This is a genomic window from Dyadobacter sp. CY351 (assembly GCF_021502625.1).
Classification (GTDB): Bacteria; Bacteroidota; Bacteroidia; order Cytophagales; family Spirosomataceae; genus Dyadobacter; species Dyadobacter chenhuakuii.
The window spans coordinates 254,954-270,194 of sequence record NZ_JAKFFU010000002.1 but is presented as its reverse complement, the minus strand read 5'-3'; the positions used below and the strand labels follow the sequence as shown (position 1 = coordinate 270,194).

Below are 15,241 nucleotides of genomic sequence, written 5' to 3'. Positions count from 1 at the left end.
AGGATATATCATTGCATTTATAACCTGCAATTAATGCTTATTAAGCGATAAACACCAAATATCTCGTATTATATTTATGTTATCTTTTTGCTTACAAATTCCCAGAGTACGATTCCAGCGGATACGGACACATTAAAGGAATGCTTTGTTCCAAACTGCGGGATTTCCAGGCAGCCGTCAGCAGCGGCAATAACATTATCCGCGACGCCTTCCACCTCATTTCCAAACACAAATGCGCACGGCTTCTCCATGTTCGGAGCAAAATTTTGCAACATTACGCTCCCTTCCGCCTGCTCCACACACCACACTTCATAACCCTGAGCCTTCAACTGTTTCACCGCATCCTCGGCGCTATCGTTCTTTTCCCAATCCACCGACAATTCGGCACCAATGGCACTCCTGGTAATTTCCCTGTGGGGGGGACTTTGGGTATAACCACATAAAATGATCTTCTGAGCCCGAAAAGCATCTGCTGTTCTAAAAAAGGAGCCAATGTTGGCCAGGCTCCTGATGTTATCAAGGACAATAACAAATGGGAATTTCTCCGATTCCTTAAATTCTTCAACCGTCAACCGGCCCATTTCTTCAATCTGCAACTTGCGCATCCGCGTTTTCATTGATGTTTCGGCAAACGTACGGGAAAGAAGCAAATTAATTTTTCAAACCCCGCAAAAAAACCCCGCACGGCCAAGTGCAGGGTTCAATCTTTTCCTGAGTCAATTATTTGATCTTCGTGATCAGTTCAACGATATTTTTAACACCCAGTTTCTCAAAAATCCTAGCTTTGTAAGTACTAACGGTTGAGAGCTGTAGGTTGAGTTTTTCAGCAATTTTAGCGGTTCCTAATCCTTCTTTCAAAAGATTCATTACGTCCGTTTCCCGTGGCGAAAGACTTACGATCGGGTCTGGAAGAAACTCTCTTGGATTGATGAGCCTATTGATATTCATTTGCTGCATATCTTCGCTCATGTATTTTTTATTGTTCAAAACGCTCATAACGGCCGTTTTAAACTCTTCCTCAGGCGCGTCCTTCGATAAATAACCGTCCGCACCGGCTTGGAGATACATCAAACCGTATTGCTGTTCGTCATAGCTTGAAAACATCAATATCCTTATGCCGGGAGATTTTTGACGGATGGTTTCAACCATTTTCGTCGTGTTCCCGCCAGGAATGTTGATATCGAGGATCAGAAGATCGTACGATTTCACTTCAATCTCCTGAAGTATCTTGTCAAAATCGTCGACGTCCGAAATAGTTGAGTCCGGTATCAGTGATTTGAGGAGGTGTTTGGTGCCTATTCTCACTACTGCATGATCTTCGGCAATAAGTATGTGTTTCATGTACGGGTTTGAGTCCAATTAATTAAAAAAATGCAGGTGCCAGTCTATAAAAACCAGGGAATCAACAAAAATAGCAATCAGCATTGTATTAAACATAAAAAATATCAAATTAGTATCTCAATTTTTAACAATTTTGAATAAAATAGTCTCCCAAGGGCATACTTTAAAGTAAACCATCAGTTACATACTACTAATTAGTCGTTTAGCTTTCAGATTATTTCTCACAACACACACTATTTAGGAAAAACAGATAAACTGGAAGTTTGTCTGGATATTGGAAAAAGCCACTTTTCAAAGACATTGGCTTTTCTCCCTTTTTTATACCTGGAACCGGAGCATTTATCAACCCAGACTGCCGGTCCGATATATGCGTTCTCTCTGCTCCGCCAAGATCCTCAGCATGTCATAGCCATTTTTCAATGTGTAGAAATGCCTGATAGCAGCTGGATTTCGCCTCCTAACGCTCCATTTGGCGGCATTCAATGCGGTACGGATTGCCGGGAAAGCGAGATTGTCTTTTTTATAAATTGTATTAAAAAGTGGATCAATGATCGCTCAGGAAAACTGCTGACGATTAAAACTGCTCCATGCTGCTATGAACCTGATCAACAACGCTTATTACACGACGCTTATCTATATACTGGACTTATCCCCGTTCAGGCCTGCGTTAATAGTTATATTGATGTGGATGGCGATGACTTCATTGCTCACATCAGGCCGGCGGAAAAACGAAAATTCAAAAAAGCTGTTTTTGCTGGATTCAGAGCTGGGCCAGCGCATGAAATTTCATCCCAGGTTACTTGTGAATTCCTGGCACACTGCCGTGAAAGTAATGGTTACCGCATGCCGTTAACATTATCTCAAATTGACATATTGAGACACAAATTTCCCGAAGCATATCAGATCTTTAAGGTTGTTGACCAGGAAAAGATCATCGCCCTTACCATGACGGTGCGGGTTAACGATCACATACTTTATAACTTTTTGTGCGGGGATTTACCTGAATACCGCGTTTACAGCCCGGTAGTCATGTTAATGGATCGCGTTTATCAACATTGTCAGCGGGAAAACATCAGGATATTAGACCTGGGCATTTCGCTGGATGGCAATGGGGTCCACAAGCCTTCGCTTAGCAGGTTCAAGAAAAATATTGGTGGAAAAGAATGTTTGAAAATGACTTATGAAATAACTTTCCGCTGATCAGATGCCCAAACAGTTACCATCCCGGTAAAACACGCTCGTGCACGTTTCGATGCCTACAATTGGCGCCATACCAATGAAATCCAGTCTTCGGAAACCTCTTTCTTTCAAATATTCCTTCGCTTTCTGATACCACTCACGTTCCGAATTGTCCAGGATCAGGACACCATCATTGGTCAGATAATCGACTGCAAAATTGGCACATTTCACCCTGTTGCGTCCGTCAACAATGATAATGTTATAATGCTCACCAGCATCCTTAACCGCCTGAATGTAAGAATCGCCCAGCGGTTTTTCGATAACTTTTGCATTGCTCGGAAGCTTTGGCTTTATAAGCTTGATCCATTCCGCATCGTGTTCCACAGCCGTAATTTGCTTCACGCGGGCACCATACCAGCGGGTAGAATTTCCGGAACCATATTCAAAAACCACGAAATCAGGCTTCAAACGCGGTTTCAAAAACAATATAAATGGATATGTATACCAGGGAAGCGGATCACCATTTGCGTCAACGGATTGTTTGGTATGAAAACTTCTGAACCAGCCGTACTGCTTCAAAGCACCGTCCAGAAAAAGCTGCACACTCCCACCCAGGCCGATTCCATTAAGCAGATCCCAGGTGTTGTTTTTTATTTTTTTAATCATTTCAAATCCGACGGTTGACGCTTACCGGCACAAACGTACGAATTAATGTACTTTTCTCGCAGAATTGTCACGATGCGATCTGCTGCGCAACCATCCCATAATTCCGGGATCTGTCCTTTTTTACAATGTCCCCCCATTATCTTTCTGGCCATTTCCACCACGGATTGCGCATTCCAGTCGGGCAGCAGATAATTTGTACCGGCTTCAACAGTGACCGGACGCTCGGTGCTTTCTCTTAATGTAATGCAAGGCACTTTCAGAAACGTGGTTTCCTCCTGAATGCCGCCCGAATCGGTGATGACAAGAGACGCGTTTTTAATCAATGTTAAAAACTCCCTGTAACCCTGAGGTTCAGTAATTTCCAGATTTTTGATTTTTTTCAAATCATGCAATAATCCTTGCGCTTCAAGGCTCTTCAATGTACGCGGGTGGATCGGGAAGATAATGGGATGCAATGCCGATAACCTCCTGATCATGTTTGCGATTTCGAGCATTACCACCGCATTATCCACATTAGCTGGTCTGTGCATGGTCATTAGGATATATTCGTTTTGCCTTACAGGTTGCCGCGCATCGTCGGTAACCTGATTCAAACAGTGCAGCAGCGAGTCGATCATTACATTGCCGACAAAGTGAATCTTTTCAGGCGAAATATTTTCTTTTAAAAGATTACAAACCGCCGACTTCTCCGTTACAAAAACCTGATCTGCAATGGCATCGGTGAGAATCCGGTTAATCTCTTCGGGCATTTTCCTGTCGCCGCTCCTTAGCCCGGCTTCCACATGCACTAGGGGAATGTGCATTTTTACCGCCACCAGTGCGCAAGCCAGCGTGGAATTAACATCGCCCACGACCAGCACGATGTCCGGCTTTTCGATAAGGAGCACCTTTTCAAATGCAACCATTATAGCTGCCGTTTGCTGCGCGTGCGAACCATTGCTTACGCCTAAAAAATAATCCGGTTCGGGAAGTTGAAGCTGTTCGAAAAAGATGCCGGACATCCGGAAATCATAATGCTGGCCGGTGTGGACGATCAGGGAATTGATATCCTGATAACGTGTGAAAGCGCGGTGCAGCGGCGCGACTTTCATAAAATTGGGACGTGCCCCAACGATATTGATTACTTTCAAGAAATAGTGTGTTTAATTAAGGAAGCAAAGTTATCACAAACATTCAGAGGAACTAATCGGGCTCCGCGGTTAGGCTATCTTCTGGTTTTTGTCTTAATTTTGCCTTGTTAATCATTGCACCTTCATGGGGATAATTGTACGTCAGGGTTTTAAAAGTTCAATCGTTTCTTACGTCGGGGTTGTCATCGGCATTTTTAACATCCTCATCCTCTATAACCAGTTTCTGACCCAGGAACAATTGGGTTTGTACGCTTCCACCCTGCTGACTTTCCCAGTTATTTACATGTCTTTTGCGCTTTTGGGCGTTCCGTCGGTTGCCGTGCGGTTTCATAGCCGGTTCCAGGATCACGAGTCACGGAGGCAGCTTTTTACATTTATCATCATTACGCCATTGGTCGGTCTGGCCGCTTTTGTGGTGCTCTATCTGCTTTTCAAGCCGCTTTATCTCAAATTTTACCTTGACCATTCTCCTATGCTGGTCAAGTATTACTACGTTTTTATCCCGCTCACCGTGGGAATGGTTTATCTGCTCGCGTTGGAATCTTATTCAAGAATAAACTTACGTATAGCGGTTCCTTCCCTCATCCGCGAGGTTGGGTTACGGCTTTTTAACAGCGCGGTGGTCATCATGTTTGGTTATAAAATCATCACTTTTGACACGATGGTGAACCTTACCGTGCTGAGCTACGGACTTGCCATTGCGGCCATGCTGATCTATCTGCACCTGCAAAAACGCCTTTATACCAGGCTGGATTTTGGCTTTGTAAAACACCCTGCGTTCAAGGAAATGTATCGTTACGGGCTCTGGGTTTTGCTTGGCGGGGCCAGTGCCGCATTGCTTCCGCATATTGAAAAAGTCCTTTTACCCGCATTCAAAGGCGGTCTGGGCAGCACTGCCATTTTCGACATTGCCTCGCGGATCGCACTGGTCATTTCCATTCCCAGAAATGCCATTGTGATGATCAGCGCGCCGATTATTTCAGAAGCTTATACGCGCAACGACATTGCGCACATTGACACGATCTATAAAAAATCCTCGCTTAACCTCTTCATTATCGGCTCCTTCCTGTTCCTGGGCATATGGACCAACATTGATGCTATTTTTGGTATTATTCCAAAATCAGATATTTACTCACAAGGCAAATGGGTTGTGTTAATGGTCGGCATTTCCCGAATCGTTGATATGATGACCGGCCTGAATACGGAAATCCTGACCAATTCGAAATACTATCGCTACGACATTGTTTTCATGTTGTTTTTCACGATCCTGATCTTATTCAGCAGCCAGTTCCTGATCCCGCTTTACGGCTTCAATGGTGCGGCTGCCGCTGCGCTTTTCTCCACGGTCATTTATAATTTTGTCAAATTGTTTTTTATAAGACAAAAACTTGGCATTCAACCCTTTACACTGGGAACATTCAAGGTAATATTGCTGGGGACTGTTGCCTATCTGGTCGCTCACTACATGCCGTTTCCCGAATCTGATGACCTGATTTCCACCGTAATGATCATTTTGGCCCGTTCGGTTATTGTTACAGTGATTTTTGGTGGCGGAATCCTGCTCTGGAATGTATCAGAGGACATTTCGGCGGGCTTCGGAAGTGGCTGGAAATTAATTAAGACAAGTATTCTGAGGATAAAATAAGAGACCGCTATCTTTGAAGCATTAAAACAGATCCATTTCTGATGTCGTTAAAGGAAAAAATAATTGCCGGCGTTCTCAAACAGCCATATAGTTTATATCAATTGACCACCTACGATCCGACCAAACCGGTCAATATGGTCGTGGGAAGCATGTACTCGCTTTACAAAGGCTGGATACATTCTGATATTGAGACACTTAACTTGCTAAAAGAAAGTGATTGGCAAAAATATTTTAACGAAAATTCAATTGATAAAATCCTGGCCGAACACGTTTGGGAACATTTGACACTGGAAGAAGGACAACTCGCATTCAAACATTGCCATACGTATCTCAAACCCGGTGGTTTTCTGAGAGTTGCGGTTCCGGATGGTTTTAATCCCAGCGAAGAATACATCAATTATGTAAAGCCCGGCGGCACGGGAAACGGGGCAGATGACCATAAGCTGCTCTACAATTACCAAATCATGTCGCGCTCACTCGAAGCTGTTGGTTTTACAGTAAAATTGCTCGAATATTTTGATGAAGAAGGTCGGTTTCACAAGTCGCCCTGGAAGCCCGAAGATGGCATGATCAGGCGCTCGGCGGACCACGACAGCCGTAATGCTGGCGGAATACTGGGTTATACTTCTTTGATCATCGATGCTTATAAAAGCTAACAATGAGTTTGCCCGCCAGTCTTGCCCCTATCGTGTTGTTTTGTTTCAATCGCCCTGCGCATTTGCAGCAAACGATCGAGGCGCTGCAACAGAACATGCTGGCAACGGAAAGCGAGCTGATTATTTTTTCAGACGGGCCCCGGAATAAGTCCGATGAAACCCCAGTAGCGGATGTAAGGACTTATATAGCCTCAATTACTGGTTTCAAGCACATTAAGATCCATCATTCAGAGCAAAATAAGGGCTTGGCGGCTTCTGTGATCCGAGGCGTTACCGAAGTGCTGAACCAGTTTGAAAAGGTGATTGTGCTGGAAGATGACATGCTTACCGCGCCGGATTTCCTGGTTTTTATGAATGAGGCGTTAACTGCATTCGAATCGCGGAAAGACGTTTTTTCAGTAACGTCTTACGGCCCGCCGATCTCGTTCCCGGCACATTATAAGGAAGACCTTTATCTCGCACCGCGCGCAAGTTCGTGGGGCTGGGGAACCTGGCTGAGCAAATGGAATAAGGCCGATTGGGAAGTTACAGCGTTTGACGAGCTGGAAAAGGATAAAACTAAAAGAAATCAGTTTAAATCAGGCGGAGAAGATCTTTGGCCCATGCTGGTAAAGCAACAGCGAAAAGTAATCGATTCCTGGGCGATCCGCTGGACTTACAGCCAGTTTCTGAATGATGCATATGGCGTATATCCGGTGCATTCGAAAATCAGGAACATTGGCACAGATGGCAGCGGGACGAATTTTACATTTAAAACGGGCTATTATGGCTCGGAAGTGAGCGACAGCAAAATCCGGATCGACCCGAACATTGTGCCTGATCATCACGTTATTCAGGCATTTGCGGATTATTACAAACTTCCGCTTGCATTAAAGATCAAGAACCGGATCAAATACCGGATCTGACGAAACAGAAATTATATGTATTGGCTGCGCTATTTACTGAAAGAACCTTTCAACGCCTTGCGGACTTCAACCAACCGTGAGTTTATGGGTCTGCTATTGAAATATGGCAACAGTCGCAGGCATACGCGGACGCAGGTTGAATTTGGAAATTCAAAACTGACCGTGCCCGATACAATGTCGTTTCTCTGGCAGCATAAGGAGATTTTTGCTGATGAGTTTTATTTTTTTGAGTCAAAAAATCCTGAGCCGGTCATTTTCGATTGTGGGGCCAATGTTGGGATGAGTGTTTTATATTTCAAAAAGCTTTTCCCAAAATCACACATTACGGCCTTCGAAGCGGAGCCTGAAATCGCCGCATTGCTTCGTGATAACCTGAGGAATAACAGCATTAATGATGTTAAGATCATTGATAAGGCCGTCTGGATGAATGATGAGGGCATTTGGTTTGGGAGCGAATCGGCAGATTCTTCCTCCATTTATTCCAGTGCTGAAAAGAAAAAAATTGCTTCAATCCGTTTAAAGGACTTTCTCCTGGCCGAAAAGCGCATTGATTTTCTGAAAATCGACATTGAAGGCGCTGAGAAAGAAGTGCTCAATGACTGCCGCGACGCCCTGGGCCATGTTCAGAATTTATTTGTCGAATTCCACTCCTACATTGGCAATCCGCAGGGACTGGCAGAAATCATCCGCATCTTCGAAGAAAACAACTTCCGTTATTACATCGACACCAACCAGCATCGCCTCAAACCCTTCACCAACTACCGCTACCGAGGCAACGACGTGATGGATTTACAGCTAAATATTTTCGGCTGGCGGGAGTAAGGGTTTTATAAAAACGTCAGAAAAAAAATTCTGCTACTTCGGTGACCAATCCTAAAACCCACCGTACTGTATACAATGACCAAATCAAATTGTATACATATGGAATTGTCACTCATTCAAAGCAAAGTTTTTTCGATACGCGGACAAAGGGTCTTGCTTGACTCTGATCTCGCGGCATTATATCAGGTTGAGAATAAAGCATTAAAACAAGCTGTAAGACGAAATCTTTCCCGATTCCCACCGGACTTTATGTTTGAACTAACTAGTGAAGAACTGGAAAACTTGAGGTCACAAATTGTGACCTCAAGTTCAGGAGGCAACAGATATTTACCATTTGCTTTCACTGAACAGGGCGTCGCCATGTTATCGAGTGTTTTACGTAGCGAAAAGGCTGTTCAAGTGAACATTATGATTATGCGCGCCTTTGTAATGATAAGGCAGTATCACACGGACTATAAAGATATCACAGACAGGCTTGACAGCTTAGAGAAAGAAATGAATGTCAAGTTCAGCGACGTAAATGATGCATTGAACTTCCTGATCAGCCCCGAAGGCCGCCGAAGAGCTTTGATTGGTTTTAACCGGGAAGAGGCTGAATAGTCAACCTACCTAGCGTACGGATTCGGCGGAAAAATGTGTATTTGGAAACCTTCACGTTTCATTGCATCCATTACTTTTTGTGAAGGTAATTTCTTGAAAATCACGGCGCATAGCACCTGTGAGGGCATGAGCGAGAATTTGGTCAGGAAGTCGTGCAATGCCAGTTTCCGTTTGATTTTTCGAAATGCGGGGGACGAATCGTCCGCTTTGTCTTTGGCGTAGGATGGGTGGTAATAGTTGTTGTTGATGCCTTTGAATGCGACGGCTGGCAGGCCCATTCCGTTCGCTAGTTTATCCATTTCCCGCTCCGAAAGCTTGAAAACATAGTTGCCTACTTCCTCAAAAGAATAGCGGTTCTTCCAATATTTTTGAAGCAGCTTCGTATCAAAACGATCAAAAATGTTCCGTAATGCCAACAAAAACGGCATTTTTGAGATCGGATCATGTGGCTCTACCAGGACGACTGCTTCCCTGGCGACCCGCAACATTTCATAAACCCCCAGATAAGGCCTTGGAAAATGGTGATAGGCTTCCTTGCAAAAGATGTAATCGTAAGTGTCGTCGCCAAAGCTCAGTTTCTCAACATTCTCGACCGAATAATGGTCAAAAAAGCCCCTGGCTTGGGATAATGGCAGGAATGTGCCGGAAATGTCTGTGGCAGTGGTGTCCAGGCCCTGGCGGAAAAAGTAGTTGGCATCGAAACCATACCCATCGCCGATGGTAAGCCAGGATTTTTTTTCCAGGGTAAATGGCGCAGTTAATTCCAGCTGCCTGCGGTGGATCCAGTGATTGATCGTTTTGTGCTGTTCGTCGTACTCCCAGTTTTCAATCGCCTTGTCTTTTGCCTCCTGAGTAGCATACTGCACCTCATACCAACCTGAATGCGCCTCATGGCTTTGCTTTTCCGTAGACATTTTAACTTGATTACTATTTTTTGATAAAGATACTTTTAAGCATAAAATTTATTTAACCACAGAACTATTTAATTTTACCCTCTTACAATTGCAGGGCATTCAATTCTTATAACTCTCAAACAACGATCGCAGTAAATGGTGCTTCACCTCAGCAATTTTCACCTGGAAGGAGGAGCAGGCGTTGCCGCCACGCGATTGCACCGGGCGCTACTGAAATCAGGCACAGAATCGAGGTTACTGGTGTCTGGTTTGTCGGCCGAAGAGCCGGGTGTTTCCGGACTTTCAAGCACAGCATTGCAGTCAAAACTTACCTGGGCGCGGTTTGTTGGCGAGAGGCTTAATTTTTATCCGCAGGAGCGCGATGCATCTGTGCGATTTGCGTTCTCACCGGCTGAGATTGGTGCCAACATCAGCAACAATCCTTGGGTGCAGGAAGCGGATATCATTCATTTACACTGGATTAACTTCGGATTTCTGTCCCTGGATTCGCTTGACAAGCTTTTTGCGTTGGGTAAACCAATCGTCTGGACGTTGCATGATATGTGGACATTTACAGGCGGATGTCATTACAGCCGGGGCTGCGAAAACTTCCTGACGCATTGTCATTACTGCCCTTATCTGGCTAAACCAGACGCATACGACATATCTTTCGCGCAGTTTGAGCGGAAGCGCTCCATTTATAAAAAAGCCCGGATGGCACTGGTTTCCCCAAGCCAGTGGCTGGATTCTCTGGTAAAAAACGCCGCATTAACGGGAGCTAAAAAATCATTGAGCATTCCTAACTGCATTGATACGGAATTGTTCAGGCCTTTTGACAAACTTGCTATCAGAAGAAAACTCAACCTGCCTGAATCAAAAAAGCTGATCTTATTTGCCGGTGCCAACATTGGTGACCCGCGAAAAGGCTTTACGTTTTTCAGACAAGCTTTGGAAAAAAAAGGCTTGCCGACCGGCGATATCGAAATACTGGTGCTTGGAAAAGCAAATCCCGATTTGATGGCTTCGTTTCCTGTGTCGGTCCATTATCTGGGGAAAATTTCGGATCCTAATGCCATGGTGGAAGCCTATAATGCGGCTGATATGATCGTGGTGCCTTCCCTGGAAGACAACTTGCCCAATACGATCATGGAGGCTATGTCCTGCGGCACGCCGGCTCTGGGATTTGCCACTGGTGGCATCCCTGAAATGATCGACCATCAAGACAACGGATACATTGCATTGCAAGCCTCGGCACAGTCGCTTTCGGAAGGAATCGAGTGGATTTTGAATCCTGAAAACAATGCTGAATTGCCCGGTAAGGCACGTTCCAAAGTTTTGCAAACATATAGCGAGCGCGTCGTAGCGGATCAATACCAACAATTATATCACACACTGCTCGCAAATGAATGATTTCCCGCTGCTCACGATCGTTACGATCACATACAATGCCGGACCATTTCTTGAACGCACCCTCCAAAGTGCCCGGCACGCGCTGAGCAACATGGCCGCTCCGGAGGCTGTGGAGTATCTGATCATTGACGGGAAATCCAATGATACTACGCTGCAAATCGCTGATAAACATTCATTTATATCCAAAATTGTTTCGGAGCCTGACCGCGGCTTGTATGATGCCATGAACAAAGGCCTTGCACTGGCCAGCGGAAAATATGTCTGGTTCTTAAATGCAGGGGATGAAATTTATGATGCTAATGTTCTGAAAAACCTCTTTTCTGCATTCGGATCAGATGCTGATGTCTATTATAGCGATGCAATGCTGGTTCGCGAAAATGGCGTTGAAATAGGTCTGCGGAGCGAATTCACACCGCATTCGCTGCCTCGCAAACTGAAATGGCAGGATTTTGCATTGGGTATGAAAGTTTGCCATCAGGCGTTTATCGCCAAAAAGTCCATTGCCCCACCCTATGACATTAACAACCTCAGCGCAGACATTGATTGGGAAATTGAATGTTTGAAGCGGGCAGAGCGGATTCAGTTCATTGAAAACCCACTTTGCCGCTATCTGGTTGGCGGGCTATCCGTACAAAATCACCGCCGTTCACTAATTGACCGATTTTATGTTTTACGAAAACATTTCGGTCTGGCCGCATCTCTGTATAATCATATCCGCATTTTTGTGCGTGGAACGCAGTTTGCCCGGTCTAAAGGCAAATATTGGTAGGCGTTTCCTCCTCTTTTGAACAAGAATAAATAGTGTCGTTTCTGAGCCACACCAGTTACAATATTTTGTTATTGTACTGAAAACCATATTTTTGTTTCGATGTTTTCTATTCTAATTATTTCTAGTAATCATGAAAAAAAATCTACTATTAGCCATGTTATGCTTGCTGAGCACGTGGATGTCCGTCTATGGGCAGAGTGTTCAGATTACCGGTAAAGTTACAACGGACAGTGACGATGCACCGCTGCCGGGCGCAACGGTTCAGATCAAAGGATCGACCATTGGAACACAAACCGACGCTGATGGAAACTACACGATCAGCGCGCCTTCGTCGAGTTCTGTTATCATTTTCAGTTTTGTGGGGTTAACTGCGCAGGAAGTTACTGTCGGCAGCCGAAGTGTGATCGATGTAAAGCTGTCAACCGACACCCGCAGTTTGAGCGAAGTGGTCGTGACGGGTTTCGGATCACAGATCAAGCGCGATCTGACGGGTAACATTGCGCAGGTGAAAGGCACGGAAATACAGAATATGCCTGTTGCGAGCGTGGATGCGGCGTTGCAGGGACGTGCGGCGGGTGTTTATGTCAATAGCGGCTCGGGAAAGTTAGGCCAGGCGATCAATGTCCGTATCCGCGGAAATTCATCAATCAGCGCAAGCAGCCAGCCATTGTATGTGGTGGATGGCATGCCCATTACAACGTCCGATCTGAGTAGCAGCACTGGTGGCGCCACCAACCCGCTGTCCGACATTAATTCCAACGACATCGAATCCATAGAAATCCTGAAAGATGCTTCTGCGGGCTCTATTTACGGTTCCCGGGCTGCTAATGGGGTTGTTTTGATCACAACCAAGCGTGGTAAGGCGGGAAAAACGAATGTTAGTATCAATTATCAGCAGGGATCTTCGGAAGCAACACGACGCGTGCAGTTTTTGAATGCAGATGAGTACGTAAGGTTCTACACGGCCGCAGCCCTTAACAGCGACCGGATAGATGAATACGACCCCAGCGATCCGGAGTCGAATACGGCCTATTTCCTGGATAACCTAAACCGTTATAGTTTGGGAACTGCCAACACACCTCAGCAGAAAAACTACCCCTGGCAGGATCAGGCCTTCACCAAAGGCGGCATGCAGCAGCTTGATTTCCAGCTGAATGGAGGAAATGATAAGACGAAATTTTTCCTTTCAGGTCAATATCTGGATCAGAAAGGAACCATCATCGGCAATGAGCTGGACAGGCTTTCAACACGCATGAACCTGGATCACCAGGCGTCCAACTGGTTGCAGGTCGGCTTATCAATGGGTTTGGCGAGAACGGTGAACAAGCGCTTGCCGGGTGACAATTCATTCTCGAATCCGCTTCAAATGTCTGCATTAACGCCATTAACCCCATTTACAGATCCGGAAACGGGTTTGCCGATTGGTACGCCGCCGGGAGATGTGAACCTGCCCCTATATTTCAACCCGATGATCTCGGTTAAATATTCGAACTTCACGGCCACATCATTCCGGAACCTTACCAATGCTTATGCACAGATCAACATTCTGCCTTCGCTGAAATTCCGGACCGAGCTGGGTGTTGATTTATTAAATCAAAATGAAGAGAGCTATTACCAAAGCCAGAACCTGCGTAATGTGGACGAGGCGGTGAATGGATTGGGCGAAAACTTCGGCACGTTTGTGACCAACTACAACACCAATAATTTCTTCACTTTCGACAAAGTATTTGACATCCATAGCATTAGCGCAACATTGGGTATGTCCTATCAAGATTCCCAAACGAAAGAAAACTTCATTGCAGGAACACAGTTTCCCTCGAACTCATACAAAAAGATCGCGAGTGCGGCCACGAAGTCGGACGGAAGTTCTACCGAAACCAATTATCGTTTCCTATCCTACTTCTTACGCTTCAATTATAAGTTATCTGAAAGATATCTTCTCGCTGCCAGCGCCCGTATCGACGGTTCTTCGCGATTTGGAGCGAATTCGCGTTATGGGTTTTTCCCTTCTGTATCCGCAGGCTGGGTGCTGACGGAGGAGAACTTTTTGAAAGAAAATAATACGCTGAGCTTCCTTAAACTGAGAGGAAGCTATGGTTCGACAGGAAACTCAGAAATCGGTGATTTCCCGCAACTCGGATTGTTTTCAGGAGATGCGGGTTATGGCGGTGCAGCCGGGCAGCGGCCTTCACAGCTGGCTAACCCTAATTTGAAATGGGAAACAACGAAGCAGGCTGATATAGGTCTTGATTTCGGCTTGTTCAACAACCGTATCAATGGTGAAATTGATTATTATATCAAAAAAACCAATGGTCTGTTACTGGAAGTGAATGTTCCAGCAACTTCGGGCTTTGCTATCCAGGTTGCCAATGTAGGCAAGCTGGAAAACAAGGGCTTCGAATTCGTGCTGAATACACAGAACATTGTGGGTGCATTCAAATGGACCACTTCATTTAACATTGCCAATAACAAAAACAAGGTCACAAATATCCAGAAACAAATCATTGAAGGCGGGATTTCCAATATGAGCCGGGTGATGGAAGGTGAGGCTGTGGGTGTGTTTTACACCGTAGAATATGCTGGTGTCGACAAAGCAAACGGCGATGCGCTATTCTACAAAAACACGGAAGAAGCCAATGGCAACATTGACAGATCAACAACCTCTTCCTACAACAGCGCACGTCGGGTAGTTGCGGGTAATCCAAACCCTAAATTCGTAGGCGGGATCACCAACACATTCTCTTACAAAGGATTAGACCTGACAGTTTTCCTGAATGGTGTTGCCGGAAATAAAATCAATTTTTATGGTGTTGGCCAATATGCTTCTGCCAACGGGATCTATGAAGACAACCAGACAGTGGATCAGCTTAATTCCTGGACTCCGCAAAACACCGATACAAATGTACCGGAGGCGCGTTTTTACAAAGGAAATGGTAACGAGGCATCTACGCGTTACATCTATGACGGCTCATACCTACGCTTGCGAACCATGACATTGGGATACAATCTACCTTCCAACATTGTGAGCCGGATCAAGATGGACCGTGTCCGTGTGTATGTATCCGCCATGAACCTGGCCACCTGGACCAATTACAAAGGCTGGGACCCCGAAGTAAGCACGGATGATATTCCCGTAAGAGATTTGAAATTCGCACTTGGAAACGACTTTTATACACCGCCTCAGCCACGCACGTTGCTCTTCGGTGTTAACATTGGTTTCTAATT

At 45.2% G+C, this 15,241-nt stretch carries 15 protein-coding genes; 10 read left to right on the top strand and 5 right to left on the bottom strand.

Going from position 1 to position 15,241, the window contains the following annotated elements; genetic code table 11:
* Positions 1-74: 74 nt before the first annotated feature.
* Both L0660_RS03230 and L0660_RS03225 read right to left on the bottom strand, forming a co-directional pair.
* Positions 75-617, bottom strand: a complete 543-nt coding sequence (locus L0660_RS03230) for an RNA methyltransferase (protein WP_235158024.1) — start codon at positions 615-617, stop codon at positions 75-77.
* Positions 618-720: 103 nt separating this feature from the next.
* On the bottom strand, positions 721-1,341 hold the full coding sequence (locus L0660_RS03225) for a response regulator transcription factor (RefSeq protein ID WP_233795532.1): 621 nt from the start codon (positions 1,339-1,341) through the stop codon (positions 721-723).
* Positions 1,342-1,936: 595 nt separating this feature from the next.
* Between L0660_RS03225 and L0660_RS03220 the strand changes: the two genes are divergently transcribed.
* Positions 1,937-2,194: a hypothetical protein gene (locus tag L0660_RS03220; protein WP_235158017.1), complete on the top strand. Its 258-nt coding sequence runs from the start codon at positions 1,937-1,939 to the stop codon at positions 2,192-2,194.
* A gap of 20 nt (positions 2,195-2,214) precedes the next feature.
* Positions 2,215-2,541, top strand: a complete 327-nt coding sequence (locus tag L0660_RS03215; RefSeq protein ID WP_235158015.1) for a GNAT family N-acetyltransferase — start codon at positions 2,215-2,217, stop codon at positions 2,539-2,541.
* On the opposite strand, the gene L0660_RS03210 is transcribed toward L0660_RS03215, so the two are convergent.
* Together L0660_RS03210 and wecB are read right to left on the bottom strand one after the other, a co-directional pair.
* A complete protein-coding gene (locus tag L0660_RS03210; protein WP_235158013.1) occupies positions 2,542-3,186 on the bottom strand; it encodes an FkbM family methyltransferase in 645 nt (214 codons plus the stop codon).
* Complete coding sequence (gene wecB, locus L0660_RS03205; protein ID WP_235158011.1) at positions 3,183-4,316, bottom strand: non-hydrolyzing UDP-N-acetylglucosamine 2-epimerase; 1,134 nt, start codon at positions 4,314-4,316, stop codon at positions 3,183-3,185. The genes L0660_RS03210 and wecB overlap by 4 nt, the downstream gene beginning before the upstream one ends.
* A 124-nt stretch (positions 4,317-4,440) precedes the next feature.
* Between wecB and L0660_RS03200 the strand changes: the two genes are divergently transcribed.
* The 5 genes from L0660_RS03200 to L0660_RS03180 all read left to right on the top strand — a co-directional run bounded on the left by L0660_RS03200 (position 4,441) and on the right by L0660_RS03180 (position 8,944).
* Positions 4,441-5,961, top strand: coding sequence for a lipopolysaccharide biosynthesis protein (locus L0660_RS03200; RefSeq protein WP_235158009.1), 1,521 nt, complete (start codon positions 4,441-4,443; stop codon positions 5,959-5,961).
* A gap of 41 nt (positions 5,962-6,002) precedes the next feature.
* On the top strand, positions 6,003-6,617 hold the full coding sequence (locus L0660_RS03195; protein ID WP_235158007.1) for a methyltransferase domain-containing protein: 615 nt from the start codon (positions 6,003-6,005) through the stop codon (positions 6,615-6,617).
* A gap of 2 nt (positions 6,618-6,619) precedes the next feature.
* Positions 6,620-7,522 carry a glycosyltransferase gene (locus L0660_RS03190; protein ID WP_235158005.1) on the top strand — a complete coding sequence of 301 codons (903 nt, stop codon included), beginning with the start codon at positions 6,620-6,622 and terminating at the stop codon, positions 7,520-7,522.
* A gap of 15 nt (positions 7,523-7,537) precedes the next feature.
* On the top strand, positions 7,538-8,344 hold the full coding sequence (locus L0660_RS03185) for an FkbM family methyltransferase (protein WP_235158003.1): 807 nt from the start codon (positions 7,538-7,540) through the stop codon (positions 8,342-8,344).
* Between the two features lie 99 nt (positions 8,345-8,443).
* Positions 8,444-8,944, top strand: coding sequence for an ORF6N domain-containing protein (locus tag L0660_RS03180; RefSeq protein WP_235157996.1), 501 nt, complete (start codon positions 8,444-8,446; stop codon positions 8,942-8,944).
* A 5-nt stretch (positions 8,945-8,949) separates the two neighbouring features.
* On the opposite strand, the gene L0660_RS03175 is transcribed toward L0660_RS03180, so the two are convergent.
* Positions 8,950-9,858: a class I SAM-dependent methyltransferase gene (locus tag L0660_RS03175; protein WP_235157988.1), complete on the bottom strand. Its 909-nt coding sequence runs from the start codon at positions 9,856-9,858 to the stop codon at positions 8,950-8,952.
* A 135-nt stretch (positions 9,859-9,993) separates the two neighbouring features.
* Here L0660_RS03175 and L0660_RS03170 point away from each other — a divergent pair, with 135 nt between their 5' ends.
* The 3 genes from L0660_RS03170 to L0660_RS03160 all read left to right on the top strand — a co-directional run bounded on the left by L0660_RS03170 (position 9,994) and on the right by L0660_RS03160 (position 15,239).
* Complete coding sequence (locus L0660_RS03170) at positions 9,994-11,247, top strand: glycosyltransferase family 4 protein (protein ID WP_235157980.1); 1,254 nt, start codon at positions 9,994-9,996, stop codon at positions 11,245-11,247.
* The gene (locus L0660_RS03165) at positions 11,240-12,016 is read left to right on the top strand and encodes a glycosyltransferase family 2 protein (protein ID WP_235157978.1); all 777 of its coding nucleotides are present in this window, start codon (positions 11,240-11,242) and stop codon (positions 12,014-12,016) included. Before L0660_RS03170 ends, L0660_RS03165 begins: the two co-directional genes overlap by 8 nt.
* Before the next feature lie 130 nt (positions 12,017-12,146).
* Positions 12,147-15,239: a TonB-dependent receptor gene (locus tag L0660_RS03160; protein ID WP_235157976.1), complete on the top strand. Its 3,093-nt coding sequence runs from the start codon at positions 12,147-12,149 to the stop codon at positions 15,237-15,239.
* The last annotated feature ends 2 nt before the right edge of the window (positions 15,240-15,241 follow it).

Bases quoted from the DNA above. Each gene is read 5' to 3' on its own strand.
- L0660_RS03180 (WP_235157996.1), top strand. From the start codon at position 8,444: ATGGAATTGTCACTCATTCAAAGCAAAGTTTTTTCGATACGCGGACAA.
- L0660_RS03190 (WP_235158005.1), top strand. From the start codon at position 6,620: ATGAGTTTGCCCGCCAGTCTTGCCCCTATCGTGTTGTTTTGTTTCAAT.
- L0660_RS03230 (WP_235158024.1), bottom strand. From the start codon at position 617: ATGAAAACGCGGATGCGCAAGTTGCAGATTGAAGAAATGGGCCGGTTG.
- L0660_RS03185 (WP_235158003.1), top strand. From the start codon at position 7,538: ATGTATTGGCTGCGCTATTTACTGAAAGAACCTTTCAACGCCTTGCGG.
- L0660_RS03160 (WP_235157976.1), top strand. From the start codon at position 12,147: ATGAAAAAAAATCTACTATTAGCCATGTTATGCTTGCTGAGCACGTGG.
- L0660_RS03175 (WP_235157988.1), bottom strand. From the start codon at position 9,858: ATGTCTACGGAAAAGCAAAGCCATGAGGCGCATTCAGGTTGGTATGAG.
- L0660_RS03225 (WP_233795532.1), bottom strand. From the start codon at position 1,341: ATGAAACACATACTTATTGCCGAAGATCATGCAGTAGTGAGAATAGGC.
- L0660_RS03200 (WP_235158009.1), top strand. From the start codon at position 4,441: ATGGGGATAATTGTACGTCAGGGTTTTAAAAGTTCAATCGTTTCTTAC.
- L0660_RS03165 (WP_235157978.1), top strand. From the start codon at position 11,240: ATGAATGATTTCCCGCTGCTCACGATCGTTACGATCACATACAATGCC.
- L0660_RS03210 (WP_235158013.1), bottom strand. From the start codon at position 3,186: ATGATTAAAAAAATAAAAAACAACACCTGGGATCTGCTTAATGGAATC.
- L0660_RS03220 (WP_235158017.1), top strand. From the start codon at position 1,937: ATGAACCTGATCAACAACGCTTATTACACGACGCTTATCTATATACTG.
- L0660_RS03195 (WP_235158007.1), top strand. From the start codon at position 6,003: ATGTCGTTAAAGGAAAAAATAATTGCCGGCGTTCTCAAACAGCCATAT.
- L0660_RS03170 (WP_235157980.1), top strand. From the start codon at position 9,994: ATGGTGCTTCACCTCAGCAATTTTCACCTGGAAGGAGGAGCAGGCGTT.